The following is a 26,388-nucleotide window of genomic DNA, read 5'->3' on the forward strand; positions in this document are numbered from 1 at the left end:
TGTCGTCGTTCGACGGGTCAAGGTGCCGTCGAGGCTGCCGATTATGTCGGCGCCCATGGGCTCTGTGGGCCATGTAGGAAGTGTCCTACAACGCTTGTTTCCGCATGCCTACAGTGCCCGCGGCGAGCCCGCTTCAGCATGGCGGGCATGGACAAGAACAGCGAGCGCAACGGGCTGGACGGGCAGGAAGACGACAGCGTGCTGGAGACAGGCGTGCCCGGCCTGGACGACATCCTGGGCGGCGGGCTGACGGCCAACCGCCTGTACCTGCTCGAAGGTGCGCCCGGCACCGGCAAGACGACGATCGCGATGCAGTTCCTGCGCATCGGCGCCGATCGGGGCGAGGCGGTGCTGTACGTGACCCTGTCCGAGACGGCCCGGGAGTTGCGCGGCGTCGCCCGCTCGCACGGCTGGAACCTGGACGGCATCGAGCTGCGCGAGATGCTGCCCTCCACCGATGCGCTGGAGCCCGACGAGCAGTACACGATGTTCCACCCGTCCGAGGTCGAACTCGGCGAGACGACGCTGAAGATCCTGGCCGATGTGGAGCAGATCAAGCCGACGCGCCTGGTCTTCGATTCGCTGTCCGAGCTGCGCCTGCTGGCCGGCGGTTCGCTGCGCTACCGGCGGCAGATCCTGGCGCTGAAGCAGTTCTTCGCCGGCCGCCAGTGCACCGTGCTGCTGCTGGACGACATGACCGCGATGGAGCACGACCTGCAGGTGCAGAGCATCGCCCACGCGGTGATCCGGCTCGAGCAGCTGAACTCCGACTACGGTGCCGCCCGGCGCCGACTGATCGTCGCCAAGTACCGCGGCCGCGAATACCGCGGCGGCTTCCACGACTACAAGATCATCCGCGGCGGCCTGCAGGTATTCCCGCGCCTGGTCGCCGCCGAGCACGTGGCGCCGATCGAACAGCTGCGCATGCCCAGCGGCCTGCCGGCCCTGGACACGCTGCTGGGCGGCGGCATCGAGAAGGGCACCAGCACCCTCTTCGTCGGTGCGCCGGGCACCGGCAAATCGACGCTGGCCGTGCAGTTCGTGCTGGCCGCCGCGCAGCGCGGCGAACACGCCGCGATGTTCATCTTCGACGAGAGCCTCAACACCTTGCGCACCCGCTGCCAGGGCCTGGGCATGGATCTCGCGCCGCATCTGGCTTCCGGCCTCATCACCGTGCGTCAGGTCGATCCGGCCGAACTGTCGCCGGGCGAGCTGGTGCAGGCGATCCGCGACGTCGTCACCGTCGGCCAGGCCCGCGTGATCGTCATCGACAGCCTGAATGGCTACCTGAACGCGATGCCCGACGGCCGCTTCCTGATCGTGCAGCTGCACGAGCTGCTGACCTACCTCGGCCAGGCCGGCGTGGCGACCCTGCTGGTCGGCGCCCAGCACGGCCTGATCGGCACCCAGATGCAGACGCCGGTGGACGCCAGCTACCTGGCCGACGCGGTCGTGATGCTGCGCTACTTCGAGGACTCGGGCTCCGTGCGCCAGGCCATCTCGGTGGTGAAGAAACGCGGCGGCGCGCACGAGCGCAGCATCCGTGAGTTCGAGCTGCGCCTGGGCGGTCCGCACGTCGGCGAGCCGCTGCGCAACCTGCGCGGCATCCTGACCGGTGTGCCGGTGCCGGTCGACGACCCCGCCAGCAAGCCGATGGAAACGGCGCCCACGTGAGCACCGGCACGCCCTCTCCCGTTTCCGCCCCACCCGCTCCGGAAACCCGTGTGCTGCTGCGCACCGCCACCGCGCGCGACGCGCAGATGGCCTCCGCCGTGCTGGACCGCGCGGGCCTGCAGACGCTGGTCTGCCGGGACACCCCCTCGCTGCTTCACGAACTCTCCCAGGGCGCCGGCGCGCTGATGCTGACCGAGGAGACGCTCGAAGGCCGCAACGCCGAGGCGCTGACGCAGGCGCTGTCGCAGCAGCCGCCGTGGTCGGACCTGCCAATCCTGGTGCTGGCCCGCCAGGGTGCCGATTCGCGGGCGATCGCGCAGGCGATGGCCGCCTTCGTCAACATCACGGTGATCGAGCGCCCGATGCGGGTGGCCGCCCTCGTCAGCGCCGCGCGCAGCGCGCTGCGCGCGCGGGGCCGCCAGTACGAGATGCGCACGCTGCTGCAAGGCCTGCGCGAGGCCGACCAGCGCAAGACCGAGTTCCTCGCCACCCTGGCGCATGAGCTGCGAAACCCGCTGGCACCGCTGACCACCGCGCTGGCGCTGCTCGAACGCAAGCCGATGGGCCCCTCCGAGACCAAGCGCTACTACGGGCTGATGGGGCGCCAGGTCGAGCACATGACCCGACTCGTCAGCGACCTGATGGAGATGTCGCGCATCACCCAGGGCAGGGTCGACCTGCAGATGGCCGTCGTCCCCCTGGCCACCGCGATCCGCGACGCGATCGAGCAGAGTCGACCACTGCTGCGCAATGGCGGCCATGCGCTGACGCTGCGCATCAGCGACGAGACGCTCGCCGTGCGTGGCGACCTGGTGCGGCTGACGCAGGTGTTCTCCAACCTGCTGAACAATGCCGCCAAGTACACCGCGCCGGGCGGCCAGATCGGCCTGTTCGCCCGGGAGGTCGACGGCGAGGCGGTGATCGACATCACCGACACCGGCGTCGGCATCGAGCCGGAGATGCTGGAGCCGATCTTCGAGATGTTCGTGCAGGCCAGCGGCGCCTCCAAGGCCGCGCAAGGCGGGCTGGGCATCGGGCTGACCCTGGTGAAGACGCTGGTGGAGCTGCACGGCGGGCGGGTCAGCGCGGCCAGCGAGGGCCTGGGGCACGGCGCGACGATCACCGTGCGGCTGCCGCTGCAGGCCGCGCTGGAACACGAGGCCGCACCCGACCACCGGGCCGACGGCCGCCCGCTGGTCGGCCGCGCGGTGCTGGTCGTCGACGACAACCGCGACGCCGCCGACGCGCTCGCCGCCCTGCTCGGCGACATGGGCGCGCTGACCAGCGTCGCCTACAACGGCGAAGGCGCACTGCGCCTGGCGCTGGACCGCCCGCCGACGCTGGCGATCCTGGACCTCGGCATGCCCGGCATGGACGGCTACGAACTCGCGCGCCGCTTGCGCGAGAGCCCGCAGTGCGCGGCCACGACCTTGATCGCGCTGACCGGCTGGGGCCAGACGGCCGACCGCGAGCGCGTACGCGCCGCCGGCTTCAACCACCACCTGCTGAAGCCGATGGACGTCGATCAGCTCGTGACCTTGCTCTGACGTTTCTCCACCAGCTTCTGGATCATCTGGATCAGGCGCATGTGGCGCACGGGCTTGGCGCAATGCAGGTCGAAGCCCGCGGCCAGCGCCTGCTCCTGATCCTGCGGACGCGTGAACGCGGTCAGCGCGATGGCCGGCAGGCGCGGCAGGTGCTTGGCGGTTTCGCGCAGTCGCAGCGCGCGGACCAGGTCGTAGCCGTCCTGGTCGGGCAGGCCGATGTCGCTGACCAGCACGTCGAACCGCGGAGACCCGACCAGCAGCGCCATCGCGCCGTCGAAGTCGTGGGCCAGCGCCACCTCGGCACCGCGTTCGCGCAGGATCAGCTGCAGCATCGTGCCGGCCTCGCGGTCGTCCTCGACGATCAGCAGCTTCACCCCGGTGAGCATCGGGTCGGCGGCCAGCTCGGTATCGAGTTCGCCGGGCGAGGTGACCTCGTCGCTCGGCGCCTCGTCGGCCATCGCGCCGGCCGGCAGCAGCACGCTGAAGGTCGCGCCGTGGCCCGGCCCCGGGCTGTCCACGGCGATCGTGCCGCCATGCGCCTCGACGAGCTGCTTGACGATGGACAGGCCCAGACCCAGCCCGCCGACGCGGCGCGCGGACGGGCTCTGCGAGAAACGGTCGAAGGCCAGCGGCAGGAACTCGGCCGTCATGCCCTGGCCCTCGTCGCGCACGGTCAGGGCGAGGCCGGCTTCGTTCTGCGCCAGCGTGACCCAGATGCGGCCGCCGCGCGAGGAGAACTTCAGCGCATTGGTCAGCAGGTTCCAGATCACCTGCTGCAGGCGCGAGGCGTCGGCGCGGATGGGGCGGAAGCCACCGTTCCCCCCGTCGTCCAGCTCCAGGGTCAGCATGTTCTCGTTGTCGGCGAACGATTGCTGCATCGCCTGCACCGCCTCGCTCACCAGTTCCGCCGGATCCAGCAGCTCCAGCTGCATCGGCAGCTTGCCGGTGTTGAGCCGCGAGATGTCCAGCAGGTCGGTGATCATGCGGCCCTGCAGCTTGACGTTACGGTCGATGGCGGCGAGGCCGCGCATCTGCTCGGGCGTGCCGCCGCGCTTCATCAGCAGGTGCGCCCACTGGATGATGGCGTTCAGCGGCGTGCGCAGCTCGTGCGAGAGCACGGCGATGAAATCGTCCTTGCTGCGGTTGATGCGCTCGGCCTCGCTGCGCGCCACGCGCTCGCGCTCCAGCAGCTGCTTGCGCTGCGCCTCCAGCGCCACGCGCGCCGAGACGTCGGTGACGACGACCATGTCGAGCCCGGGCTCGATGTCGCGCGACATGTTCCATTCCAGGTGCACCAGGTGCCCGGCCGGATCGCGCACCGGGAACTCCCAGCTCAGCAGGTGGCCGTCGTCGCGCAGCGCCATGTCGCGCGCCGCCTGCACTGCCTCGGGCGGCGCGAACTCGGCCACCGCGTGCCCCACCAGCGCCGTCTCCTCGCGGCCCATCAGCCGCTGCAGCGCCGGATTGACTTCGACGAAGCAGCCCTGCGCGTCGAGCAGGCCGATGCCGCTGGGCGCCTGCGCATAGATCGCGCGGAACTTGGCCTCCGAGTGGCGCATCGCGTCCTCGGCCATGCGGGTGCGCACCAGCGCCTGCACGGTCGCCACCAGCACGGCCGGCTCGACCGGGCGGGTCAGGTAGGCATCGGCGCCGGAATCCAGACCGCGCACCTTGTCGGCATCGGTGACGTAGGCAGCCGTCAGGTGCAGCACCGGCATGCGCGCGGTGTCCGGGCGGGAGCGCAGCTCGCGGCACAGCGCGAAGCCGTCCATGTCGGGCAGGTGCACGTCGACGACCATCGCCGAGACCTCGTCGGTGGCGGCCGCCAGGCCCTCGGCGCCGGTGGCGGCCTCGCGCGTGCGAAAGCCCGCCTGGCGCAGCAGGCGCACGGTGGCGTAGAGGCTCGCGGGCTCGTCGTCGACGACCAGCAGCAGGTGCTGCGAACGGTCGATCGGCCGGAAGCTGCCGCAGGCCTCGTCGTCGCTCATGATGTCGATCTCCTCGCGGTGCTGCCCGTCGTGCTCCCCGATGCTGCCGCGCTCGTTGATGATGAAGAAAATGGCGCGTCCTTCGACGGCGGTGTTTCGGGCAGCCTGATCGGGATCGTCACGCTGAAGGTCGAGCCCTTGTCGGGCTCGCTCTGCAGCGCGACGCTGCCGCCCAGCAGGACCGCCAGTTGCTTGCTGAGCGAAAGGCCGAGGCCGGTCCCACGCAGGCGCTTGTGCAGCGGCGAACTGAGCTGCGAGAAGTCCTGGAAGATCAGCGGCTGCAGCTCGGAGGCAATTCCGATGCCCGTGTCGGTGACCGCGAAGGTGACGAAGTCATCGCCCTGCGGCACGGCGCTGACGCGCACCTCGCCCCTGACGGTGAACTTCAGCGCATTGGAGATGAAGTTGCGCAGGATCTGCGAGAGCTTCTGATCGTCGGTGAACAGCCGGCCCTCGAAGCCCAGTTCCTCGAAGATCAGCGACACCTCGGGGTTGTTCAGCAGCGGCTTGAACATGCCGCGCAGCGCGGACAGCAGGTCCACCATCTCGAACCAGGCCGGCGAGATGTCGACGCGGCCGGCCTCGACCTTGGCCAGGTCCAGCAGGTCGTTGACCATCTGCGAGAACTCACCCGCGGTCGACGCGATGAAGCCGACCTGGCGGCGCTGCTCCTGGCTCAAGGGGCCGTCCACCTCGTCCAGCAGCAGCCGCGTGAGGCTCTGCACCGCGGTGATCGGCGTGCGGAACTCGTGGCTCATGTAGGAGAGGAAACGGCTCTTCAGCTCGGTCGCGCGGCGCAGTTGCTCGGCCTGCTGGTCCAGCTCCGCGTAGAGCGCCACCACGCCGCGGTTGGTCTCGTCCAGTTCCTCCTGCAGCGCCGCGAGCTGCGCCTGCAATACGGCTTCGGCATCCGTCGTCATCGCACCCGCCTCAGCACCACGACGGTGGCATCGTCCCGGCCGCGCACATGCATCAGCAGCAGCCAGCCGGCCAGCACGGCCGGCTCGCACTGCAGCAGGCCGGGCGCGTCGTCGAGGTTCCAGCGCGTGACGATGCCGTCGGAATGCATCACCAGCAGCCCGTGCTCGGGCCAGGCGTACTCCATGTCCTGGGGCTTCCTGATCTGCAGGCCCAGGGTGCCATGCTGGCTCAGCAGGGTGCGGTCTTCCAGCGCATTCATCAGCCGTCCGGTGATGTTGCCGGCGCCGGCGTAGCGCAGCGCACCGGCGTTGGCATCCAGCACCGCCAGCGCGCCCGCAGCGCCGCGGGTGGCACGCATCGCGGCGTGGGCGCGCTCCAGCGTCTGGCTGGGCGAGGCATCCACCGGCGCCGCGGCGAAGACCTGCAGCGCCGCGTCCGAGGCCTCGGCTGCCTGCGGGCCATGGCCCAGGCCGTCCACCACGAAGACGGCCACCCGCGCTTCGTCCACACGAACCCGCCAGCCATCGCCGCTGACCTGCTCGCCCGGCGCGGCCAAGCCGATGCCGGCGTAGCGGAAGCACGTCGGCATCACGCCGCCCGTGCCGCCCAGGCGCGCGTAGATCACCGTGCCCTTGCCAACGACCGAGTAGGCCGAGAACACGTCGGCCAGCCGCCGCGCGGCGCCCAGCCCGGTGCCGGGCGTGCCGGCGGTGGAGTAGCCGTCGCGCAGGCAGGTGTCGAGGCTGGCCATGCCGGGGCCGTCGTCCAGCGACAGCAGCTCCAGCGCGCCATCCGCCGCCTCGCCGATCAGCATGCGGCCACCGCGCGCATGCCGCGCCAGGTTGGACGCGAGCTCGGTGACGACAAGCGCGACTCTCCCGGTCAAGGTCTCATCGAAGCCCAGGCGCAGTGCGACACGCCCTGCCGCCCGCCGCGCCTCGCCGACCTGGCTCTGCTCGTGCACCGCGATCTGCAGGAAAGGGGTCATCGCGGGGCCATCTCATTTCCATCGGGTGATCGTGACGCAGGTGCCTTGGCCGACTGCGGTGCGAATGTCGAATTCATTGACCAGGCGCTTGCTGCCGGAGAGCCCGACGCCGAGGCCGCTGCCCGAGGTCCATCCATCGGTCAGCGCCAGGTCCATGTCGGGGATGCCCGGGCCGCGGTCCTCGAAGGCCAGGGTCAGGCCGTTGCGGATGCCCTTGGCCGCAAAGCGCCAGCGCATCTCACCGCCGCCGCCGTAGACGACCGCATTGCGCGCGAGTTCGCTGGCCGCGGTGATCATCTTGGTCTGGTCGACCAGGGAGAAGCCGAGCTGCTGCGTCAGCTTACGCACGGTCTGCCGGCCCATCACGATGTCCTGCTCGTTGCGCAGGGGCATCGCGCCTTCAGGCGGCAGCGTCGTCGTCGCCGGAGTCGTCGTCGTTGCCATCGTGGCCATCGCCTGGGGTTTGGGTTGCGGCCTGGAGCATGGCCATGCCGCGTTCGACGTTCAGCGCGGTCTTCACGCCGTCGAGCGAGAGCCCCAGCTCGACCAAGGTGATCGCCACCGCCGGCTGCATGCCGACGACGACGGTCACCGCGTCCAGCACGCGGGCGATCGCCGAGATGTGGCTCAGCATGCGGCCGATGAAGGAGTCGACGATCTCCAGCGCCGAGATGTCAATCAGCACGCCCTGCGCCTCGTGGCGCTCGATCGCGGACGACAGGTCGTCCTGCAGCCGCAGCGCCGTCTGGTCCTGCAGGTCCACCTGGATCGTCACCAGCAGGCAACGACCCATCCGAAGAATGGGGATGCGGTCCATGCGCGTCAGGCCGCGGTGGCGGAAGCGGCGGACGTGGCAGCGGCGGGCTTGCTGCGCGAGACCGTGAAGCCGCTCTTCTTCAGCGCCAGCGCCAGTGCGGCGTGCAGGGTCGCCTTGGTCGTGATGGTCTTCAGGTCGATGCCCAGGTGGACCACGGTCTGCGCGATCTGCGGGCGGATGCCGCTGATGATGCAGTCGGCGCCCATCAGCCGGATCGCCGTCACCGTCTTCAGCAGATGCTGGGCGACCAAGGTGTCCACCGTCGGCACGCCGGTGATGTCGATGATCGCCAGCTCGGAGCCGGTGTCGACGATGCGCTGCAGCAGCGACTCCATCACCAGCTGCGTGCGGCCGCTGTCCAGGGTGCCGATCATCGGCACGGCCAGCACGCCGTCCCACAGCTTGACGACCGGGGTAGACAGCTCCAGCAGTTCCTGCTGCTGGCGCGCGATGACCTCCTCGCGGCTGCGCTGGTAGGCGGTGACGGTCCATTGCGCCAGCTTGTCCACCATCGTGGACAGGGCCCAGACGGCCGCCATCAGCGACTGCACATCACTCGAGAAATGCGTCTGCAGCGCGTTGAACAGCGGGCGCTTCAGCGCGAGGATGAAGTGGCTGGTCTCGCCGGCGCTGGAGCCCTGCGCGGCGCGCGCCTGCGACAGGTTTCCCAGCGTCTGCAGCACCTGGCTCCAGGCGGCGCTGTCCAGTTGATCGGGGTCGGCACCGGCGCGGATCGCGCCGTGCAGCGATTCGAGCAGTTCGGAGGCCTCGTGTTCGTCGGCATTGCGGCCGACCTCGCTCATCCATTCGCGCAGCACCTGGGCTTTGTCGCGCGTCAGGATCTCGTCTACAGCCTTGATGTCTGTCTTCATGTCTGTCGTCCTGTCGTGCCCGAGTTGGGGCTAACGTCGAATGTCGACGGAATGCCACGACGGGCGTGTAGGACAACAGGACGTTCGCGCGTGCGGGCATGCCCCTTGCCCACAACGCGCTTCGGCGGGCTTTCCGCTTAGCCGAGCGGCTTGTACTGCGGCGGATCGGGCTGCGGGAAGAACTGCAGCTCGCGCTCCATCCATTGCCTCTGCAGCACCTCGCGGATGCGGCGTTTGCGGCTCAGCGGCTTCGGGGTGTCATCGGGTCGGGGTCGGGTCTTGCTCATCATCGAACCTGTGGTGCTTCGATGAGTCCATGATGGGCCGCGGCCGGGTCGCTCGTTGTAGGCGGAATTCCCGATGGAGGATCGGCGCCCGCCCGGCGATCATTCATGTCCCGTCTGGCAGGTAGTCCAAGACACGCATCGCGGTCGTCAAGGTCTGCTTGCGGGCCGCCTCGTAGCCGTCCCAGGCCTTGTCGGGCTCGGCCAGGCGAGCGTCGATCGAGCGGATCGTCCAGTGCGCGCCACCCGTCAGCGTCGGCAATTCATCCCACGTCACCGGCACCGAAACGCCCATGCCCGGCCGCGCGCGGGCCGACCAGGCGGCCACGGTCGTCGCGCCGCGTCCATTGCGCAGGTAATCGACGAAGATCTTGCCGACCCGGTTCTTCGGCCCGCTCTTCGCGACGAATTGCTTCGGCAGTGTCTCCGCCAGGTGCTGGACGATCGCTTGCGACAGGCCCTTGACGGCCTCCCAGCCGGGCCCGCGGCGGAAGGGCACGACGATGTGCAGGCCCTTGCCGCCGCTGGTCTTCAGGAAGCCCTGCAGCGCCAGCTCATCCAGCATCGTGCGCACCAGGGTGACGGCCTCCTGCACGCGCGGCCACGCCACGCCCTCGCCAGGATCGAGGTCGAAGCAGATGCGATCGGGCTTCTCGATCATGTTGCTGGTGGCGTTCCAGGTATGAAGTTCGAGCACGTTCATCTGCACCGCGCCGAGCAGCGCCGTGCGCGTCGGGATCTCCAGCAGCGGCGGATGGCCGGGGTCGAGCGCCGGGTCCAGCTGCTTCAGGCCGGGGATGCGCAAGGTGTCGCCGTGCTTCTGGAAGAACAAGGCCCCATCGACCCCGTCAGGGCCGCGCACCAGCGATACCGGGCGGTGCTTCAGGTGCGGCAGCAGCCGCGGCGCCACGGCGGCGTAGAACTCGGCGACCTCGAGCTTGGTGATGCCGGTGGAGGGATCGATGACCCGCTCGGGATGGGTGAGACGGCCCACGGTCGGTTTGCTCCTGTTCTTCGTCGCTGTCTTCGGCGCGGCGGCGGGCTTCTCGCGCGTGATCGCAGCGGGCGGCTTGTCGCCGCGCAGGCCATGGAACACGGCCTGGCGCACGCGGCCTTCCTTCGTCCATTCCGCGAACGAGACCTCGGCCACCAGCTTCGGCTTGACGAAGTGGGCGCCCTTGGGCGCAGTGCCCTCGAAGGCCGCCGTCTTCACGGCCAGACCGTCCAGCTCGGACTTCAGCTTGCGCAGCGAGGCCTCGCTGAAACCGGCGCCGACGTTGCCGGTATAACGCAAGGTTCCCGCGTCATCGTGAACGGCCAGCAGCAGCGAACCCAGGCCCGCGCGGCTGCCCTTCGGATCGGTATGGCCAACGATGACGAACTCCTGCCGCTGCGTGCACTTCAGCTTGATCCAGTCCGGCGAGCGCGACGACTGGTACGGCGAATCGGCCCGCTTGCCGATCAGGCCCTCCATGCGCAGCCGGCAGGCGCTGGCCAGCAGGTGCGCGGCCTCGGCATGGAAGTCCTCACTGAAGCGCAAGCGCGGCGAGACCTTGGATTCATCGTCATCCAGCAGGGTGCGCAACCGCTCGCGGCGCTCGACCAGCGGGTGGCCGCGCAGGTCTTCGCCAGCGTGGAAGGGCAGGTCGAACAGGTAGTAGACGATCTGGGCCGTGCGCGCCACCTCGAAGGCGTTCTGCAGCGCCTGGAAATCCGGCGCTCCGTGCTCGCCCTGGATCACGATCTCGCCATCCAGCCAGCTGGACTTCAGCTTCAGCGCCTCGATCGCCTGGGCCAGGGCCTTCAGCTTGGAGGTCCAGTCATGGCCATTGCGGGTGAACAGGCGGACATCGCCGTCGGCATCCGCACGGGCGAGGAGCCGGTAGCCGTCGAACTTCATTTCCCAGCACCAGTTGCCTGAGGCCGGCGGCGTGCGCACCAGCGTGGCGAGCTGCGGCGCGAGCATCAGCGGGAATGCGGTCTTCTGCGCCTTCCTCCTTGTTTTCACCACGCTGTCCGGCTCGGCATCGACGACGCTGTACTCCGCCGCCGGCCGCGCGAAGGTGTCGCGCTCCTTGATCAGCAGCCAGGGCTGCTGACGCTCGCTGCCTTTGCCACGCATGCGCACCAATGTCCACAGGCCTTGGAGCTTCTCGCCCTTTAGCTCGAACTTCAGTTTGCCGTCGCGGTAGCCGGCGCGGGCATCGCCGATCGGCGTCCAGGTACCGCGGTCCCAGACGATGACCGTGCCGGCACCGTACTGGCCCGGCGGGATCGTGCCTTCGAAGCTGCCGTAGGCGATGGGGTGGTCTTCGACCTGGACGGCCATGCGCTTGTCGTGCGGATCGAGGCTGGGGCCTTTGGGGACGGCCCAGCTTTTGAGGGTGCCGTCGAGTTCGAGGCGGAAGTCGTAGTGGAGGGCGCGAGCGGCGTGCTTCTGCACGACGAAGGACAGTGCCTTGCCTTTGCGTGGCGCTGCGGTCTGATCGGAGGGCTCGGTCGTTTGGGCGAAGTCGCGTTTGCGGCGGTATTCGTCGAGGGAGCTGTTGCGATCGCTCATGATGGCAGTCCGCTGTTTGCTACTGCCACGGTGCCGGGACTCGCCCCGGCGGGCGACTCACTTTCTTTGCTTCGCCAAAGAAAGTAAGCAAAGAAAGGCGACCCTGCTTCCGCCGCCCTCCCTGCGGTCGGGTGCCCTGCGATGCTCGCGACTTGGGCCCCGCGCCAAACTCGCTGCGCTACGCTCCGCTCAGACAGACGGCGCGAAGCTAGTTCACGAGGTTCGCTGCGCTCACGGTCCCAAGCCGCTGCGCTTCTCGGCGGCTGCACAAGGGGCCCGAAGACTAGTCGGCTCGCTACGCATCGCCTCGGTGAGCGCCTGCGCAGCGGCGCCCCTGAAGGCGATGCGCAGCGAGCCGTATCGAGTTCCCCTTCTGCGCCGCCGAGAAGCACAGAAGTCCGGGGCGCGCGCGAAGCGCGCTTCGTAGACATGCTTCGCGCCGTCTGTCTGAGCGAAGCGTAGCGCCGCGAGTTCGGCGCGGCCCCGGGCTTCGAGCATCGCAGGGGATCCGTAGCGAAGCGGAGGACGGCGCAGCAGGGGCGGTTTCTTTGCTTACTTTCTTGGGCGCCCAAGAAAGTGAGTCGCCCGCCGGGGCGAGTCCCGGCATCGTGGCGATCGACAAGACCAGCAGCCCTCATGCTCTCTTCTTCCGCTTGCCACCAGCAAGACTCCGCTTCAGCAAATCACTCAGGTCCACAACATTGCTCGCAGCGCCGTCCTCACTGGCAGGCTCAAGAGGCGCCACGCGCTTCGTCTCGCCTGCATGAGCCTTCTGCTCAATCAAGGCCCGAATCGCCGTCTTGAACTCATCCGCATACTCATCCGCCCGCCACTCCGCCTTCATGTCGCCAATCAGTTGGCGAGCCATCTTCAGCTCCGCATCCTTGACCTCCGCCCTCCCCTCCTTCGGAAAGCTCAACTCATTCCACGGCCGGATCTCATCCGCCCACCGCAAGGTGTTCAGCATCAGCGCCGGCCCGGTCGGGATCAAGGCCGCAAGGTGCTGCTTGTTGTGCATCACCAGTCGCGCGATGCCGATGCTGCCGTCAGCCACCATCGCCTCGCGCAGCAGCGCGTAGACCTTGCCGGCCTTGCCCAGTGGTTCCAGGTAGAAGGGCTTTTCGAGGAAGAGGAAAGGGATCTCGCTGGCCTGGACGAAGGCCTCGATGGCGATCGTCTGCGTCGTCTCGGGGTAGGCGGCCTTGATCTCCTCGTCGGTGATCAGCACGTAGTCGCCATCCTCCTGCTTCACGCCCTTGACGATGTGCTCCTTCGCGATCGTCTTGCCGGTTCGCTTGTTGATGCGCTGGTAGCCGACCGGGTCCATCGAGCGCTTGTCCAGCCAGTCGAAGTCGATGTCGTCCTCGCGGCTGGCGGGATACAGGGCGACCGGCACGTGCACGAGCCCGAAGCTGATCGCGCCCTTCCAGATGATGCGCGGGGCGGCCATCTCATTCGGCTCCGAAACCACCCGTCACCGGCAGCACGATGCCGGTGATGTAGCGGGAGCAGACCGGCGAGGCGAGAAACACATAGGCCGGCGACAGCTCATCGGGTTGCGCGGGGAACTCCTCCGCCGGCGCGATGGCGTTGACGCGGATGCCGCGGTGCAGGACGTTCTGCGCCAGCGCCTTGGTGAAGGCGTGGATGGCGCCCTTGGTGGTCGAGTAGTCGAGCAGCCGGGGGCTGCCTTCCAGGCCCGTCACCGAGCCGGTGTTGATGATGCAGGAGCCTTTCCCCAGGTGCGGCAGCACGGCCTTGGCCATGTGAAAGTAGCCGTAGACGTTGGTGCGCAAGGTCTCGTCGAAGCGCTCCTCGCTGATGTCGGTGAGTTCGTCCGCATGCTCCTGGAAGGTGGCGTTGTTGACCAGGATGTCGAGCTTGCCGAAGGTGTCCACCGCCGCGCGCACCGCGCGCTCGCAAAAGGCCGGGTCCTTGACATCGCCAGGCAGCAGCAGGCACTGGCGGCCCTCGGCCTCGACGACGCGCTGCGTCTCCCGCGCGTCCGCGTCTTCGTCGAGATAGACGATGGCCACGTCGGCGCCCTCGCGCGCGAACAGCACCGCCACCGCGCGACCGATGCCGGAATCGCCACCGGTGATCAGCGCGGCCATGTGCTGGAGCTTGTTGCTGCCCAGGTAGTCGGGTGCCAGGTATTGCGGCTGCGCTTGCAGCTCGGCCTTCAGCTCTGTATCCCGCTCGGCATCCCGCCCGGGCTCGTCGGCGATGGCACTGGCGTTGGGTGAACTCATCGGAAGATCCTTTCCGCGCTAGGCGGTGATCGGACCTTCCTGCGGCAATCGGAATGCCGAATGCCGTCAATCGATCAGTGGAGGACTTCGCGCGGCGGCGTCCAGTCGAGCAGCAGGCGCAGCTTGCGCACCTGCTCGGCATCGCCGTCCGGCAGGCCGGCGAACGGATCGACGAAATCCTCGTCGTCCGCCAATGGGGGATTCAGTCGCGCTTCCTGCGACTCCAGCCAGCGAGCATCGTTGTTCTGCGTTCGGGACGGCATGGCACTACTCCTGAAGACTTCTCAGTCCCGGCAATTTGGCAATACGCATGCCAAGCGTGTGTATCAGTTTGTTCTCGTGGCTTCACACTCCACCGCCCACCAGGTCGGCAGCAACCGGTGGATTTCGCGGCGCGCGTAGCGGTCGTCTATCAGGTGTACGACACCCTGATCGCTGGGCGTGCGGATCACCCGGCCGGCGGCCTGAACCACCTTTTGCAGGCCCGGGTAAAGATACGTGTAGTCGTAGCCGGCGCCGAACAACTGCTGCATGCGCGCCTTGATCTGCTCGTTGACCGGATTGACCTGCGGCAGGCCCAAGGTCGACAGGAAGGCGCCGATCAGCCGCCGGCCGGGCAGATCGATGCCCTCGGAGAAGGCGCCGCCCAGCACCGCGAAGCCGATGCCCTCCCCGCCCTCGGTGAAACGCCCGAGGAACTGCTTCTGCTCGGCCTCGCCCATGCGGCGCGACTGGCGCCATGTCGGCAGGGTCGGGAACAGTTCTGCAAACCTGTCGGCAACCTGTTGCAGATAGTCGTGGCTGCTGAAGAAGGCGAGGTAGTTGCCCGGCTGGGCCTGGAACTGCCCGGCCATCAGCCGCGCGATGGGCGCCAGCGATGCCGAGCGGTGCGCGTAACGAGTGGAGATGTGGGAGGCAATATTCACGCGCAACTGGGCCGCGCTGAACGGCGAATCCACGTCCACGCAAACGTGTCGCTCCGGCAGGCCCAGCAGGTCGGTGTAGTAGGCGGTGGGCTGCAAGGTGGCGGAGAACAGCGTGCTGGTGTGCGCCGCTTCCAGCCGCGGTCGCAGGAAAGGCGCCGGCACCAGATTGCGGATGCACAGCAGCGACTGCCCGGCCTTCTCTCCTTTCGTGAGGTCGACCAGCGAATGCTCGTCCAGCGACTCGGCCATGCGCATCAGGTGCTGCGCCTCGAACAAGAAGGCCTGCAGCGCCGGGTCGGGCGCGGTGGCGTGCTCGGCCAGGTGCTCGCCCAGCGTCGACGCGCACTGCTGCAGCGCGCCCATCAGCGCCTCGGGCAGCGCGGCGTGGACGGCGTAGGCCTCGTCCTGCGCCTTGTCGACGGCGGTCCAGGCCTTGCGCACCTTGTCCAGCGCGGTCTTGACCGAGGGCAGCTTGCGCGCGGCCTGGCGGGCGGCGACCAGGGTCTCGGGCTGCAGCTCGGCGCTGTACATGCCGCGGGCCCGCTCGACCAGGTTGTGCGCCTCGTCCACCAGCAGGCCGACGCGCCAGGCGTTCGCCTGCGCCAGGCCGTGCAGCAGGCCGCCGAGGTCGAAGTAGTAGTTGTAGTCGCCGACGACCACGTCCACCCAGCGCGCCAGTTCCTGGCTCAGGTAGTAGGGGCAGACCTCGTGCTGCCGCGCGGCCTCGCGCACGGCCTGCTGGGTCAGCGCCGCCGTGCCTTCCAGCGCGGCAGCGCGCGCGGCGGGCAGGCGGTCGTAGAAGCCGGCGGCCAGCGGGCAGGATTCGCCGTGGCAGGCCTTGTCCGGGTGCTCGCAGGCCTTGTCGCGCGCCACCAGTTCCAGCACGCGCAGCGGCAGTGCCGGCAGCCGGGCCAGCGTCTCCATCGCCATCTGCCGGCCCGAGGTCTTGGCGGCGAGAAAGAAGATCTTGTCCAGGCGCTGCGTCGGCGCCGCCTTCAGCAGCGGGAACAGCGTGCCCATGGTCTTGCCGATGCCGGTGGGCGCCTGCGCCAGCAGGCAGCGTCCGCTGGCCGCGGCCTTGTAGACGAACTCGGCCAGGTTGCGCTGGCCGGCGCGGAACTCGCCGAGCGGAAAGGCCAGCGCCGCCAGCGCCTCGTCGCGCGCGGCTCGGTGCGCGAGCTGAAGCTCGGCCCAGGCGAGAAAGCGTTCGCAGTGCCGCTCGAAATGCTCGAGCAGCTCGGCGGCGCTGCGCCGCTCGGTGAACACCGTCTCCTGCTGGTTGCCGACGTTGTAGTAGACGAGCGCGACCTCGATCTCGGCCAGGCCCTCCTGCTCGCACAGCAGCCAGCCGTAGATGCGCGCCTGCGCCCAGTGCAGCTCGCGCTGCGTGTCGGACTGGCGCTCCAGCCGGCCCTTGTAGGTCTTCACTTCCTCGACACGGCGGCGCTCGGCGTCGTAGCCATCGGCGCGGCCGCGCACCTTCAGCCGGCCGCGGTACTCGCCGGCCAGGGTCAGCTCGCTCTGGTAGTTGGGGTCGTCGCGCCGCGCGGCCACCACGGCATGGCCGGCCATGCCTTCCAGCGCGCTCGGCGCCGGCGTGAAGCGCAGATCCAGGTCGCCCTGCTTGGCCGTGAACTCGCACAGCTCGCGCACGGCGACCGTGTACATCGCCGAGGTCCTCAGGCGGCTTCGCTCAGCGCGGCCTGGCCGCAGTCGGCCTCGGCCTCCACGCGCAGCGGCGCCGCCTTGGACAGCGCCATCCAGACAGCGAAGGGCAGCTTCACCGGCCGGTGCTGGGCCGGCCGCAGCAGCTCGAACTCGCCGTCGTCGATGCCTCCGTGCAGCACCCAGACGCCGAACTGCTCCGGGATCTCGTTCGGCCGGGCCACCGCCACCGGGAACACATAACTGCACTCGCTGCACAGCCACTGGTAGGCCTGGCGCTTGGCGGCATGGCGCAGGTCGGACAGCAGATCGGCGCGGCTGACCTTGATCTCGTGGACCTGCGGCTGCAGGTAGGCCTCCACCGAGGTGTTGCGGATCGAGAAGAGGTCGGGCCGCGCCATGCGCCAGACCTTGGGCATGAGCTGCGCGGGTTCTTCGTCGGCGGCATTCCACAGCACCGCGGCCGGGGTCGGGTCTTGCACCGGCGGCGATTCGTCCTCGACCTGCGCCCGCAGCGACAGCTCGCGCCAGACCACGCGCCCCTGCGCCAGCAGATGCTCGGCGAAGCGCTGGCCCAGCCGGTCGTGCGCGCTGAGCGCCCGCTGGCCGCGCTGGCGGCTCTCGGCCAGCAGCCGGATGCCGGCCTCGGTCAGGCGCAGCGTCTCGCGGCCATCCATCATCTGCAGCGAGATCAGGCCGGCGGCCAGCAGGTCGATCTCGAGGCCGTCCTTGCAGGGCCAGCCGGCCGAGCGCCAGACCTGCATCAGGCGAGTCTTGTGGAAACGGGTGATCGTGGGCAGCTGGTCGTCGCTCATGACTACTGAGTATAAATACAGTAGTGACATCCTATGCTCGGGGAATTGACGGAGGAATGACGACCATGGACCGCTTTGCCCACATCACCGACCTGCCCGCGCTGCTGCGCACCATGCCCAAGGCCGAGCTGCACGTCCACATCGAAGGCACCCTGGAGCCGGAGCTGATCTTCGCGCTCGCCGAGCGCAACGGCATAACGCTGAAGTACGACGGCGTCGAGGCGCTGCGGGCCGCCTACGCCTTCACCGACCTTCAGAGTTTCCTGGACATCTACTACGCCGGCGCCAGCGTGCTGCTGAAGGAAGAGGACTTCTTCGACATGGCGATGGCCTACTTCCGCCGTGCGGCGGACGACCACATCGTCCACGCCGAGCTGTTCTTCGATCCGCAGACGCACACGGCTCGGGGCGTGGACATCGGCGTCGTGATCCGCGGCCTGTCCCGGGCGCTCGATACGGCGCGGCAGGACTTCGGCATCAGCGGCGCGCTGATCCTGTGCTTCCTGCGCCACCTGAGCGAAGAGGACGCCTTCGCCACGCTGGAACAGGCCCTGCCCTACCGCCAGCATTTCATCGGCGTTGGCCTGGACAGCTCGGAGCAGGGCAACCCGCCGGAGAAATTCGCCCGGGTGTTCGCACGCTGCCGGGAACTGGGCCTGCACCTCGTCGCCCACGCCGGCGAGGAAGGCCCGGCCAGCTATGTGCGCGACGCGCTGGACCTGCTGCACGTCGAGCGCATCGACCACGGCGTGCGCAGCATCGACGACGCTGACCTGATGCACCGGCTGGCGACGAAGCGCGTGCCGCTGACGGTCTGCCCGCTATCCAACCAGAAGCTCCAGGTCTACCCCGACCTGCGTGACCACAGCCTCGCGAAGCTGTTGGCGGCGGGCCTGTGCGTCACCATCAATTCGGACGACCCCGCCTATTTCGGCGGCTACCTGAACACCAACTTCCTCGCCACCTTCGAGGCGCTGCCCGAACTGCGGGCCAACCACGCCTGGCAACTGGCGGCCAACAGCTTCGAGGCCAGCTTCGTGGACGCAGCAACGCGCACGCGCTGGCTGGCTCAGTTGGGCGAGGCCTTCGACAGGGCTGCCTAGTTTCTCTTCCGGCTCAGCCGCCGCAGGTTCGCGGTGGCGGTCGCGTGGATCGGCGCCATGCCGCGGTCCAGCACGCTCAGCAGGGACCAGGGGGACCACCCCCAGGAGCCCCGCAACATCGCGCCGCCCAGCGACATCTGCAGCGCGAAGGCCTGTTGCGCCATCGCCAGGCCGGCGCGCCAGAAGGCGCTCTGCTTCTCGGTGAACATGCGCTGGAACTCGACCGTGTCCGGCAGGCCCGGCTGCATCATCCGGCCCAGGCGAATCGCGACCACCTGCGGCGCAGCGAAGCCCAGTTCCGCGGAGCGGGTGCCGAGCGAGCGGGCATGGCGCCCGGCGCTGCTGCCGGGAAAGCTGTTCTTGCGGGCCATCGTCGGTACTCCTTGCTTCGGGGTGAAGCCGCATCGTCCGGCCGCGCGCCATCGGCCCCTGTCGGACGCGCCGCCTTCAGGCGGTAGGAGGAACTGCTGCATTTCGCAGCACCGCAAGAAAGGTCCCGGCGGATCAAGCACTTGTTCAGCTTGTGGGCAGCTTGCCCACGAACTTGTCCACAGATGGCGGGGATAGAGTGGGTCCGGAGCCCCTGCCTATTTTCGAGGCAAACCAGGAAAACACATTGCAAATCAAAAACTTGTCAGTGTTTTCTAAAGCTTTCCCACGCGTTTGTCCACAGCGGCCGTGGATAGACGCCACTGTTGCGGCGTCACGCCGTGCTGCTGGCGGAACACACGGATGAAGTAGTTGTGCGCCGAGAAGCCGCAGGCCCAGGCGACCTCCTTGCCGGCCAGCGAGGTTTCGCGCAGCAGGCGCGCGGCGCGTTCGATGCGCAGCCGGTTGATGCAGGCGAGCAGGTTCTCGCCGCTGCTCTGGCGGAACTGCTGGGACAGGTGGTCGACGCTGCAGCCGGACTGCTCGGCCAGCCGCGCGACGCTCAGTGCCGGGTCGCCCAGCTGGTTCTGCACCAGCACGCGCACCCGCGTGACCAGCGCGGGCTCGGCCTCAGCGGTTGGCGGCTGCTGCGCGGCCAGCACGTCGAGCACGCCGGCCACTGCGGCGGCGGCCAGCGCGCGGCCCTGCGCGGCGGCCCAGGGCGTGGACGTGGCGCCGCAGGCCTCGAACAGGTGATCGTGGATGCGGCCGGCCTTCGGATGGTCGCAGGCTTCCAGGTGGGCGACGCCGGGCAGGCCGGGCGCGATCTCGCGCGCCAGGTGGCAGCTGACGCGCGGCCCCTCGGCGAAGACGACGATGTTGGCGAAGCGGTCGCCGCGCGCCGCGCCCACCCGCTCGTCGTGGCGCAGCTGCGGCGGCACGACCAGCGCCTCGCCCGCCTTCAGGCGCAGCGCCGGCTGGCCGGGAAAGCGGAATTCGGTCCAGCCCGAGAGCTGCAGGAACAGCTCCGGCGACAGGTGGAAGTGCCCGTCGCCGCGCGCCACCGGCGCACTGGCCAGCTGCGGCAGGTGCAGCGGCAGCGAGCCGTCCGCGGCGGCCGCGAGGAAGCGGCGCAGCGCCTCGCGCAGGCGCTCGCCGTCACCGCTCTCGGCGGCGTCGGGCTGCACCGAGCAGCTGCGCGAATCGGCCAGCTCGGTGTGCTCGCGAAGATCCCGGATTTTTGCCATCGTTACCGTCTTTCTGCTATCGGACGCGCTTCAGCGCGAGCCGCCCGCGCCCTATGCTGCGCGGGTCGCTGGACACACTTTTTCATACCGTCATGAAGACAAAGATTTCTGTCATCGTCTGGAACGAATTCCAACACGAACGCCAAAGCTCCGCCATCGCCGAGATCTATCCCGACGGCATGCACCAGGTCATCGCCCAGGCGCTGCGCGTCGGCGACGCGGACCTCGATGTGGGCACCGCCACCTTGGACCAGCCCGAGCACGGCCTCTCCGAGGAGCGCCTGGCCGGCTGCGACGTGCTGGTCTGGTGGGGCCACAAGGCGCACGACCAGGTGGACGACGCGATCGTCGACCGCGTGCAGAAGCGCGTGCTGGAAGGCATGGGCCTGATCGTGCTGCACTCGGGCCACTTCTCGAAGATCTTCCGCCGCATGATGGGCACGAACTGCTCGCTGAAGTGGCGCGAGGCGGACGAGAAGGAGCGCGTCTGGGTCGTCGAGCCCTCGCACCCGATCGCCGCCGGCCTGGGCGAGTATTTCGAGCTGCCGTATGAAGAGATGTACGGTGAGCGCTTCGACATCCCGCAGCCCGACAGCACCGTCTTTATCTCCTGGTTCGAAGGCGGCGAGGTGTTCCGCTCGGGCTGCACCTGGGAGCGCGGCCATGGCCGCATCTTCTACTTCCGCCCCGGCCACGAGGCCTACCCGACCTACTACGACGCCAATGTGCAGAAGGTGCTGAACAACGCCGTGCGCTGGGCCGCGCCGCGGGTCAACATCGTCGACGTCTGCCCCAATGCGCAGCCGCTGGAGCCGATCGCGAAGAAGGCACTGAATTTCGCCAAGGTCGGCATCCTGCAGAGCGCGAAGGACATCCAATGAAGCGGCTTCGAGTAGGCGTCGTCGGCCTGGGCATGGGCAAGGCCCACATCGAGGGCTGGAAAGAACACCCACAGGTGGACGTGGTGGCCATCGCCGATCCGGACGCGAAGCGCCTGGCCGAGATCGGCGACAAGTACGCGATCGAAGGCCGCCACGCGAGCCTGGAAGCGATGCTCGCTGCCGAACGGCTGGACGCGGTCAGCATCGTCACACCGAACAAGCTGCACAAGGAGCAGACGCTGGCCGCGCTGGCCGCCGGCTGCCACGTGCTGTGCGAGAAGCCGATGGCGATGTCAGCCGCCGAGGGCCGCGAGATGCTGGAGGCAGCAAAAGCGGCCGAACGAAGGCTGATGATCAACTTCTCCTACCGCTTCTCGGCCCAGTCGCGCGCGCTGAAGGCGCAGGTCGATGCCGGCGTGTTCGGCGACTTCTACTTCGGCCGCAGCGTCTGGCACCGCCGGCGCGGCATGCCGGGCCTGACCTGGACGCAGATGGGCGGCTGGTTCAGCACCAAGGCGCTGTCCGGCGGTGGACCGCTGATCGACCTGGGCGTGCACCGCCTGGATCTCGCGCTGTGGCTGATGGGCTATCCGAAGCCCACCTGGGTGATGGGCGCCAGCTATGACCCGATCGCCCGCGCCGCAGCCGACAAGGCCGGCCGGACCTACGACGTCGAGGACCTCGCCGCCGCCTTCATCCGCTTCGACAACGGCGCGACCCTGGCGCTGGAAGCCTCCTGGGCCGCCAACATCCAGGAGGCGGAGCTGATGGAAACCCGTCTGCTGGGCACCAAGGCCGGCCTGCTGCAGAAGAACCTCAACGAGGGCTATGTCTTCGACGCCCACATCTTCAGCGAGCAGGACGGTGCCCAGTTCGACACGCACCTCAAGGCCCCGGCCACCAAGGCGCCGTCGGCGATGCACGACTACGCCGACGCGATCCTGAACGATCGGCCGCACCCGGCGCCGGGCGAGCAGGGCCTGCGGGTGATGGAGATCCTCGACGCCATCTACGAGAGCGCGCGCACCGGTGCGCCGGTGAAGCTGTGAGCGCAACGATGAGCGCCGGGCCGGCGCCGCAAACGCTGTCCCGCGCCCGCCACGCCAGCCGCACGCTGTTCGCGGCGCTGGGCGTGTTCGGCGGCGTCTGGGGCGTGCACATCCCTTCGGTGAAGCAGCAGTTCGAGCTGACGGAGAGCGGCCTGTCGATGGTGCTGCTGTCGATCGCGATCGGCGCCGTGCTGTCGCTGTTCTTCGCCGGCCGGGTGATCGGCACGCTGGGCGCGCGCCGGGCGACGATGATCGCTTCGGCCGTGATGGGCATGCTGCTGGCGGCGGTGCTGAACTGGCCCGGCCTGGCCTGGCTGCTGCCGGCCGGCGTGGTCTTCGGCGCGGCGATGAGCCTGTTCGACGTGGCGATCAACGCCGACGGCACCGCGCTGGAAGCCGCCAGCGGCCGTGCGGTGATGGGCAGCCTGCACGGCTCCTTCAGCCTCGGCGGCATGGCCGGCGCGGCCCTGGCCGCGGCGATGCTGAGCGCCGACATCGCGCCGGAATGGCAGCTGGCCGGCGTGGCGCTGGCCGTCGTCGTCGTGGTCTGGACGGCGGCGCGCAGCATGCTCGACGCGCACCCGGCGGAAGACAGCGCTGGCGATGAACCCCAGGCGCACTTCGCCTGGCCCCGCGGCACGCTGCTGGTGATCGGCCTGCTGATCTTCAGCGGCATGACGGCCGAGGGCGTGATGTACGACTGGAGCGTTCTGTATCTGAAGCAGGAACTGGCGATGCCGCAGGACGCCGCCGGCGTGGGCTTCGCGGTGTTCTCGGCGGCCATGGCCGCGGCGCGCTTCGGTGGCGACGCGCTGCGCTCGCGCTACTCCGAGCACCTGCTGCTGCGCAACGGCGCCCTGCTGGCCACCTTCGCCATGGCGGTGCTGCTGCTGGTGGGCAACCCGTGGCTGGCGCTGGTGGGCTATGCCTGCGTCGGCATCGGGCTGGCGCTGTGCGTGCCGATCCTGTTCAACGCGGCGACGCGCGTGCCGGGTGTCAGCCGGGCGGCGGCGATCGCCTCGGTGTCGTCGATCGGCTACTCGGGCTTCCTGATCGGCCCGCCGCTGATCGGCTTCGTGGCCCACCATGCCTCGCTGACGGCAGCGCTGGGCCTGGTGGTTGTGGCGGCGGCGGCACTGGCGATCGGCGCGAGGCGTGTTTCTTGCTGAGTTCCAAGCGGGGACAGCGCATACCGCGCTGCCCACGCTAGAGTCAGCCATGCTCGTTTCCTTCCCTCTTCATGCCGACGTCGGCCGGCTCGCCCGCTACGGCGAGCAGGTCCGCGACATCATCCTGTCCCGCCAGGATCCCCACACCGGCCTCCTGCCGGCCAGCACCGCGATCACCGTCCACGGCGACTACACCCACGCCTGGGTGCGCGACAACGTCTACAGCATCCAGGCCGTCTGGGCGCTGGCCCTGGCCTGGCGGCGCGCCGGCTCGGACGGCGGGCGCGAGAAGGCGGAGCCGCTGGAGAACGCCGTCGTGCGGCTGATGCGCGGCCTGCTCGCGGCGATGATGCGGCAGGCCCACAAGGTCGAGCGCTTCAAGCAGACGCAGAACCCGCTGGACGCGCTGCACGCGAAGTACGACACGCACACCGGCGAGGTCGTCGTCGGCGATTCCGAGTGGGGCCACCTGCAGCTGGATGCCACCGCCGTGTTCCTGCTGATGCTGGCGCAGATGAGCGCCTCGGGCCTGGCCATCGTCGAGACGCCGGACGAACTCGCCTTCGTGCAGAACCTCGTCTACTACCTCGCCAAGGCCTGGCGCACGCCCGACTACGGCATCTGGGAGCGCGGCGACAAGCGCAACGGCGGTGTCGCCGAGCTGAACGCCAGCTCGCTGGGCATGGTCAAGGCGGCGCTGGAGGCGATCGACGGCTTCGACCCCTTTGACGACCACTCCGGCGGCGTGCCGCCGGTGCTGGTCGTCGGCGACGACGTGGCCCGCGCGCGCGACGCGCTGGCCGCGCTGCTGCCGCGCGAGTCCGAGTCCAAGGAGACCGACGCGGCGCTGCTGTCCGTCATCGGCTTCCCTGCGTATGCCGTGGACGACGCTGCCTTGGCCGACCGCACCCGCGCCGAGATCCTCGGCAAGCTGGGCGGCCACTACGGCTGCAAGCGCTTCCTGCGCGACGGCCACCAGACCATGGTCGAGGACCACGGCCGCCTGCACTACGAGCCCGGCGAGCTGACCCGCTTCGCCAACATCGAATCGGAGTGGCCGCTGTTCTTCAGCTATCTGCTGGTGGACGCCGCGATGCGCGGCGACGAGGCCGAAGCCCGCAGCTGGCGCGACAAGCTCGAAACCCTGATGGTGGAGAAGGACGGCCAGTGCCTGCTGCCCGAGCTCTACTACGTGCCGCGCGAGGCGGTGGACGCCGAGCGCGCCGATCCCGGCAGCCAGCAGCGCCTGCCCAACGACAACGTGCCGCTGGTGTGGGCGCAGAGCCTCTACATCGTCGGCGCGCTGCTGCAGGACGGGCTGCTGACCCCGGCCGACCTGGACCCGCTGGGCCGGCGCTTCAGCTTCCCGCGCCAGACCCGCGTGCAGCTGGTGCTTCTGGCCGAAGACGAACTGGCCCGCTCGCGCATGGCCGCCCACGGCCTGACCGCGCAGACCCCCGTCGAACTGGGCGCCGTGCGCGTGCGCGAAGCCCAGCAGCTGGCCGGCCTGCTGCACGGCCTGGGCCGCTGCGAGGCGCTGGGCCTCACCGGCCGGCCGCTGCACCGCCTGGGCAGCATCGCCACCGGGCGGCTGTACTGGCGCGCCGGCGATGCCGGGCCCTCGCTGGTGCTGCCGCCGCTGTTCTGGCGCCGCAACGCCTATTTCGCGCTGGACAACCGCCTGCTGGCCGACGAGGTGGCCAACGAGATCGCCACCTTGCGCCGCCAGTGGCAGGGCGTGGGCCAGCCGGTGTTCGCGCTGCGCGTCACCGGCCGCATGCTGGACGCGCCGGGTGCCGACGCGCTGATGGCGCGGCTCGTCAAGCTGGTGGCCGACCCCGGCGTCCAGGCCGGGCCGCTGCAGCAGCTGCTGCCGCAGATCAGCGCCAGCCGCCTCGACGGCCGCGACGACTGGCCTCCCGCGCTGCACGCCACCCACGAGCCCTCCCCCGAGGCCGGTGACACGCCGCCCGACTGGGAAGAGGCCGCCACCCGCCCGCTGTGGGCCGAGCGCGCCGCCGCGCTGGCCAGCACCTTGCACGCGAACCCGGACACGGCCGCGATCCGCCGCCAGGCCGAGCGCTGCCGCAACCCCTACGAGCAGATCGAGATCGTGGCCGTGCTGATGCGCCGCGCCGAGCTGACGCATGACGAGGAACTCGCCGGCGCGATGCAGCGCCTGGCCCGCGCCATCCACGCCCGCGCCAGCCGCGAGGGCCGCTGGGGCGTGATCCGCCGCGCCGCCGGCCTGCTGGACCTGCACGACAACGGCCTCGAAGACGCCGTGGCCGAGCTGGTGGCGCACGGCAAGCGTGTGACCTTGGGCCGCGCCTACAGCGCCGACGCCGTCGTCGTGCGGCCGCTGGCCAATGCCGAGCTGCTGGAGCGCATCCGCCACTTCGGCGGTGACGACCCGCGCGGCCGCGTGCTGATCGAGGAGACGGTGCTGCTGATGGGCATGCTGATCAAGGCCGAGCCCGCGCTGTTCGAGGGCACGCTGACCTTGCGGCCCTGGCAGTCGCTGCGCCTGATCTCGGGCTGGTTGTCGCGCGAGCACGAGCTGAGCCCCTCGCGCGCCTTCGACCTGCTGCACGACCTGAGCCCGCACGCCATCCTCGGCCGCCTGCAGGAGGTGATGCGGCGCGAGCAGGAGATGAACTCCGACATGATGCGGCTGCAGCTGCTGCACACGGTGGACAGCACCGGCGCCATCGCGCGGGTGGACTTCCCCGCGCACCTGGACCCGCAGCTCGATGCCGACCAGGGCGGCTGGCTCGGCTGGCGCGAGATGAGTGGCGTGCTGGGCCGCGTGCCGGAAGACTTCCACCAGCGCATCAGCGACCTGCTGACCCACTGCACGGGCCTGGTGATCGGCGACCAGCTCGACGGCGCCAACCGCGTGGACAGCGCGCTGGCCCTGGCCGACAGCACCCGCGGCGAGCGCGGCTTTGCGCTGCAGGTGGACGAGCGCCTCTCCAAGATCCATGCGCCCGAATACCGCCAGCTGAACATCGAGGCGCTGACCGCGCTACAGGCCTTCATGTCCGCCAATCCGACGCTGAAGCTCGACAGCCCGCTGGTGCTGGACGTGCTGATCGGCCACGCGGTGCGCATCGGCTGGGAGCAGACCTCCGACCGCAGCCAGCCCTATGCCGAGCAGGTGCCGCAGGCCTGGGCCGCGTTCTACGCCAGCCCGCCGCACCGGGTGGCGAACCTGACGGTGGCGGCCGTGCTCTACCTGCTGGAGGAGCGCGCCTAGTG

22 protein-coding genes are annotated in these 26,388 nt (G+C 69.3%); 7 read left to right on the forward strand and 15 right to left on the reverse strand.

Features of this window, described 5'->3' with window-relative positions:
- Positions 1–147: 147 nt before the first annotated feature.
- Positions 148–1,674, forward strand: coding sequence for an ATPase domain-containing protein (locus tag SNE35_RS29175; protein ID WP_320426574.1), 1,527 nt, complete (start codon positions 148–150; stop codon positions 1,672–1,674).
- Positions 1,671–3,221, forward strand: a complete 1,551-nt coding sequence (locus SNE35_RS29180; protein WP_320426575.1) for a hybrid sensor histidine kinase/response regulator — start codon at positions 1,671–1,673, stop codon at positions 3,219–3,221. Before SNE35_RS29175 ends, SNE35_RS29180 begins: the two co-directional genes overlap by 4 nt.
- Here SNE35_RS29180 and SNE35_RS29185 read toward each other — a convergent pair.
- The 13 genes from SNE35_RS29185 to SNE35_RS29245 all read right to left on the reverse strand — a co-directional run bounded on the left by SNE35_RS29185 (position 3,200) and on the right by SNE35_RS29245 (position 17,309).
- Positions 3,200–5,209 carry a hybrid sensor histidine kinase/response regulator gene (locus SNE35_RS29185; RefSeq protein ID WP_320426576.1) on the reverse strand — a complete coding sequence of 670 codons (2,010 nt, stop codon included), beginning with the start codon at positions 5,207–5,209 and terminating at the stop codon, positions 3,200–3,202. The genes SNE35_RS29180 and SNE35_RS29185 overlap by 22 nt on opposite strands.
- Positions 5,206–6,129, reverse strand: a complete 924-nt coding sequence (locus SNE35_RS29190; RefSeq protein ID WP_320426577.1) for a sensor histidine kinase — start codon at positions 6,127–6,129, stop codon at positions 5,206–5,208. The genes SNE35_RS29185 and SNE35_RS29190 overlap by 4 nt, the downstream gene beginning before the upstream one ends.
- The gene (locus SNE35_RS29195) at positions 6,126–7,118 is read right to left on the reverse strand and encodes an ATP-binding SpoIIE family protein phosphatase (RefSeq protein WP_320426578.1); all 993 of its coding nucleotides are present in this window, start codon (positions 7,116–7,118) and stop codon (positions 6,126–6,128) included. Before SNE35_RS29195 ends, SNE35_RS29190 begins: the two co-directional genes overlap by 4 nt.
- Positions 7,119–7,130: 12 nt before the next feature.
- Positions 7,131–7,562 carry an anti-sigma regulatory factor gene (locus SNE35_RS29200; RefSeq protein ID WP_320426579.1) on the reverse strand — a complete coding sequence of 144 codons (432 nt, stop codon included), beginning with the start codon at positions 7,560–7,562 and terminating at the stop codon, positions 7,131–7,133.
- Positions 7,519–7,935 (reverse strand): STAS domain-containing protein, encoded by a 417-nt coding sequence (locus SNE35_RS29205; protein WP_320426580.1) that lies wholly within the window; start codon positions 7,933–7,935, stop codon positions 7,519–7,521. The genes SNE35_RS29200 and SNE35_RS29205 overlap by 44 nt, the downstream gene beginning before the upstream one ends.
- A 5-nt stretch (positions 7,936–7,940) precedes the next feature.
- Positions 7,941–8,807 carry an STAS domain-containing protein gene (locus tag SNE35_RS29210; RefSeq protein WP_320426581.1) on the reverse strand — a complete coding sequence of 289 codons (867 nt, stop codon included), beginning with the start codon at positions 8,805–8,807 and terminating at the stop codon, positions 7,941–7,943.
- Positions 8,808–8,944: 137 nt separating this feature from the next.
- Complete coding sequence (locus tag SNE35_RS29215; RefSeq protein WP_320426582.1) at positions 8,945–9,094, reverse strand: hypothetical protein; 150 nt, start codon at positions 9,092–9,094, stop codon at positions 8,945–8,947.
- A gap of 103 nt (positions 9,095–9,197) precedes the next feature.
- Positions 9,198–11,651 (reverse strand): DNA ligase D, encoded by a 2,454-nt coding sequence (gene ligD / locus SNE35_RS29220; RefSeq protein ID WP_320426583.1) that lies wholly within the window; start codon positions 11,649–11,651, stop codon positions 9,198–9,200.
- A 634-nt stretch (positions 11,652–12,285) separates the two neighbouring features.
- Positions 12,286–13,101 (reverse strand): non-homologous end joining protein Ku, encoded by an 816-nt coding sequence (ku, locus tag SNE35_RS29225; protein WP_320426584.1) that lies wholly within the window; start codon positions 13,099–13,101, stop codon positions 12,286–12,288.
- Between the two features lies 1 nt (position 13,102).
- A complete protein-coding gene (locus SNE35_RS29230) occupies positions 13,103–13,903 on the reverse strand; it encodes an SDR family oxidoreductase (RefSeq protein ID WP_320426585.1) in 801 nt (266 codons plus the stop codon).
- A gap of 74 nt (positions 13,904–13,977) precedes the next feature.
- Positions 13,978–14,166, reverse strand: coding sequence for a hypothetical protein (locus SNE35_RS29235; protein WP_320426586.1), 189 nt, complete (start codon positions 14,164–14,166; stop codon positions 13,978–13,980).
- Positions 14,167–14,229: 63 nt separating this feature from the next.
- Positions 14,230–16,497, reverse strand: coding sequence for an ATP-dependent DNA helicase (locus SNE35_RS29240; protein ID WP_320426587.1), 2,268 nt, complete (start codon positions 16,495–16,497; stop codon positions 14,230–14,232).
- 11 nt (positions 16,498–16,508) lie between these two features.
- On the reverse strand, positions 16,509–17,309 hold the full coding sequence (locus SNE35_RS29245; RefSeq protein WP_320426588.1) for a hypothetical protein: 801 nt from the start codon (positions 17,307–17,309) through the stop codon (positions 16,509–16,511).
- A 65-nt stretch (positions 17,310–17,374) separates the two neighbouring features.
- Here SNE35_RS29245 and SNE35_RS29250 point away from each other — a divergent pair, with 65 nt between their 5' ends.
- Positions 17,375–18,412: an adenosine deaminase gene (locus SNE35_RS29250; protein ID WP_320426589.1), complete on the forward strand. Its 1,038-nt coding sequence runs from the start codon at positions 17,375–17,377 to the stop codon at positions 18,410–18,412.
- Here the strand turns inward: SNE35_RS29250 and SNE35_RS29255 are convergent.
- Positions 18,409–18,783, reverse strand: coding sequence for a hypothetical protein (locus tag SNE35_RS29255; RefSeq protein ID WP_320426590.1), 375 nt, complete (start codon positions 18,781–18,783; stop codon positions 18,409–18,411). The genes SNE35_RS29250 and SNE35_RS29255 overlap by 4 nt on opposite strands.
- A gap of 273 nt (positions 18,784–19,056) precedes the next feature.
- Positions 19,057–20,028 carry a helix-turn-helix transcriptional regulator gene (locus tag SNE35_RS29260; RefSeq protein WP_320426591.1) on the reverse strand — a complete coding sequence of 324 codons (972 nt, stop codon included), beginning with the start codon at positions 20,026–20,028 and terminating at the stop codon, positions 19,057–19,059.
- Between the two features lie 92 nt (positions 20,029–20,120).
- On the opposite strand from SNE35_RS29260, the gene SNE35_RS29265 reads away from it, so the two are divergent.
- The 4 genes from SNE35_RS29265 to SNE35_RS29280 are packed head-to-tail and all read left to right on the forward strand — an operon-like array spanning position 20,121 to position 26,386.
- The gene (locus SNE35_RS29265; protein ID WP_320426592.1) at positions 20,121–20,909 is read left to right on the forward strand and encodes a ThuA domain-containing protein; all 789 of its coding nucleotides are present in this window, start codon (positions 20,121–20,123) and stop codon (positions 20,907–20,909) included.
- Complete coding sequence (locus SNE35_RS29270) at positions 20,906–21,958, forward strand: Gfo/Idh/MocA family protein (RefSeq protein WP_320426593.1); 1,053 nt, start codon at positions 20,906–20,908, stop codon at positions 21,956–21,958. The genes SNE35_RS29265 and SNE35_RS29270 overlap by 4 nt, the downstream gene beginning before the upstream one ends.
- An 8-nt stretch (positions 21,959–21,966) precedes the next feature.
- A complete protein-coding gene (locus tag SNE35_RS29275; RefSeq protein WP_320426594.1) occupies positions 21,967–23,127 on the forward strand; it encodes an MFS transporter in 1,161 nt (386 codons plus the stop codon).
- 49 nt (positions 23,128–23,176) lie between these two features.
- Positions 23,177–26,386, forward strand: coding sequence for a glycoside hydrolase family 15 protein (locus SNE35_RS29280; protein ID WP_320426595.1), 3,210 nt, complete (start codon positions 23,177–23,179; stop codon positions 26,384–26,386).
- Positions 26,387–26,388: the final 2 nt, after the last annotated feature.

The sequence above is a fragment of the Roseateles agri genome, assembly GCF_034043675.1.
Lineage (GTDB): Bacteria > Pseudomonadota > Gammaproteobacteria > Burkholderiales > Burkholderiaceae_C > KK5.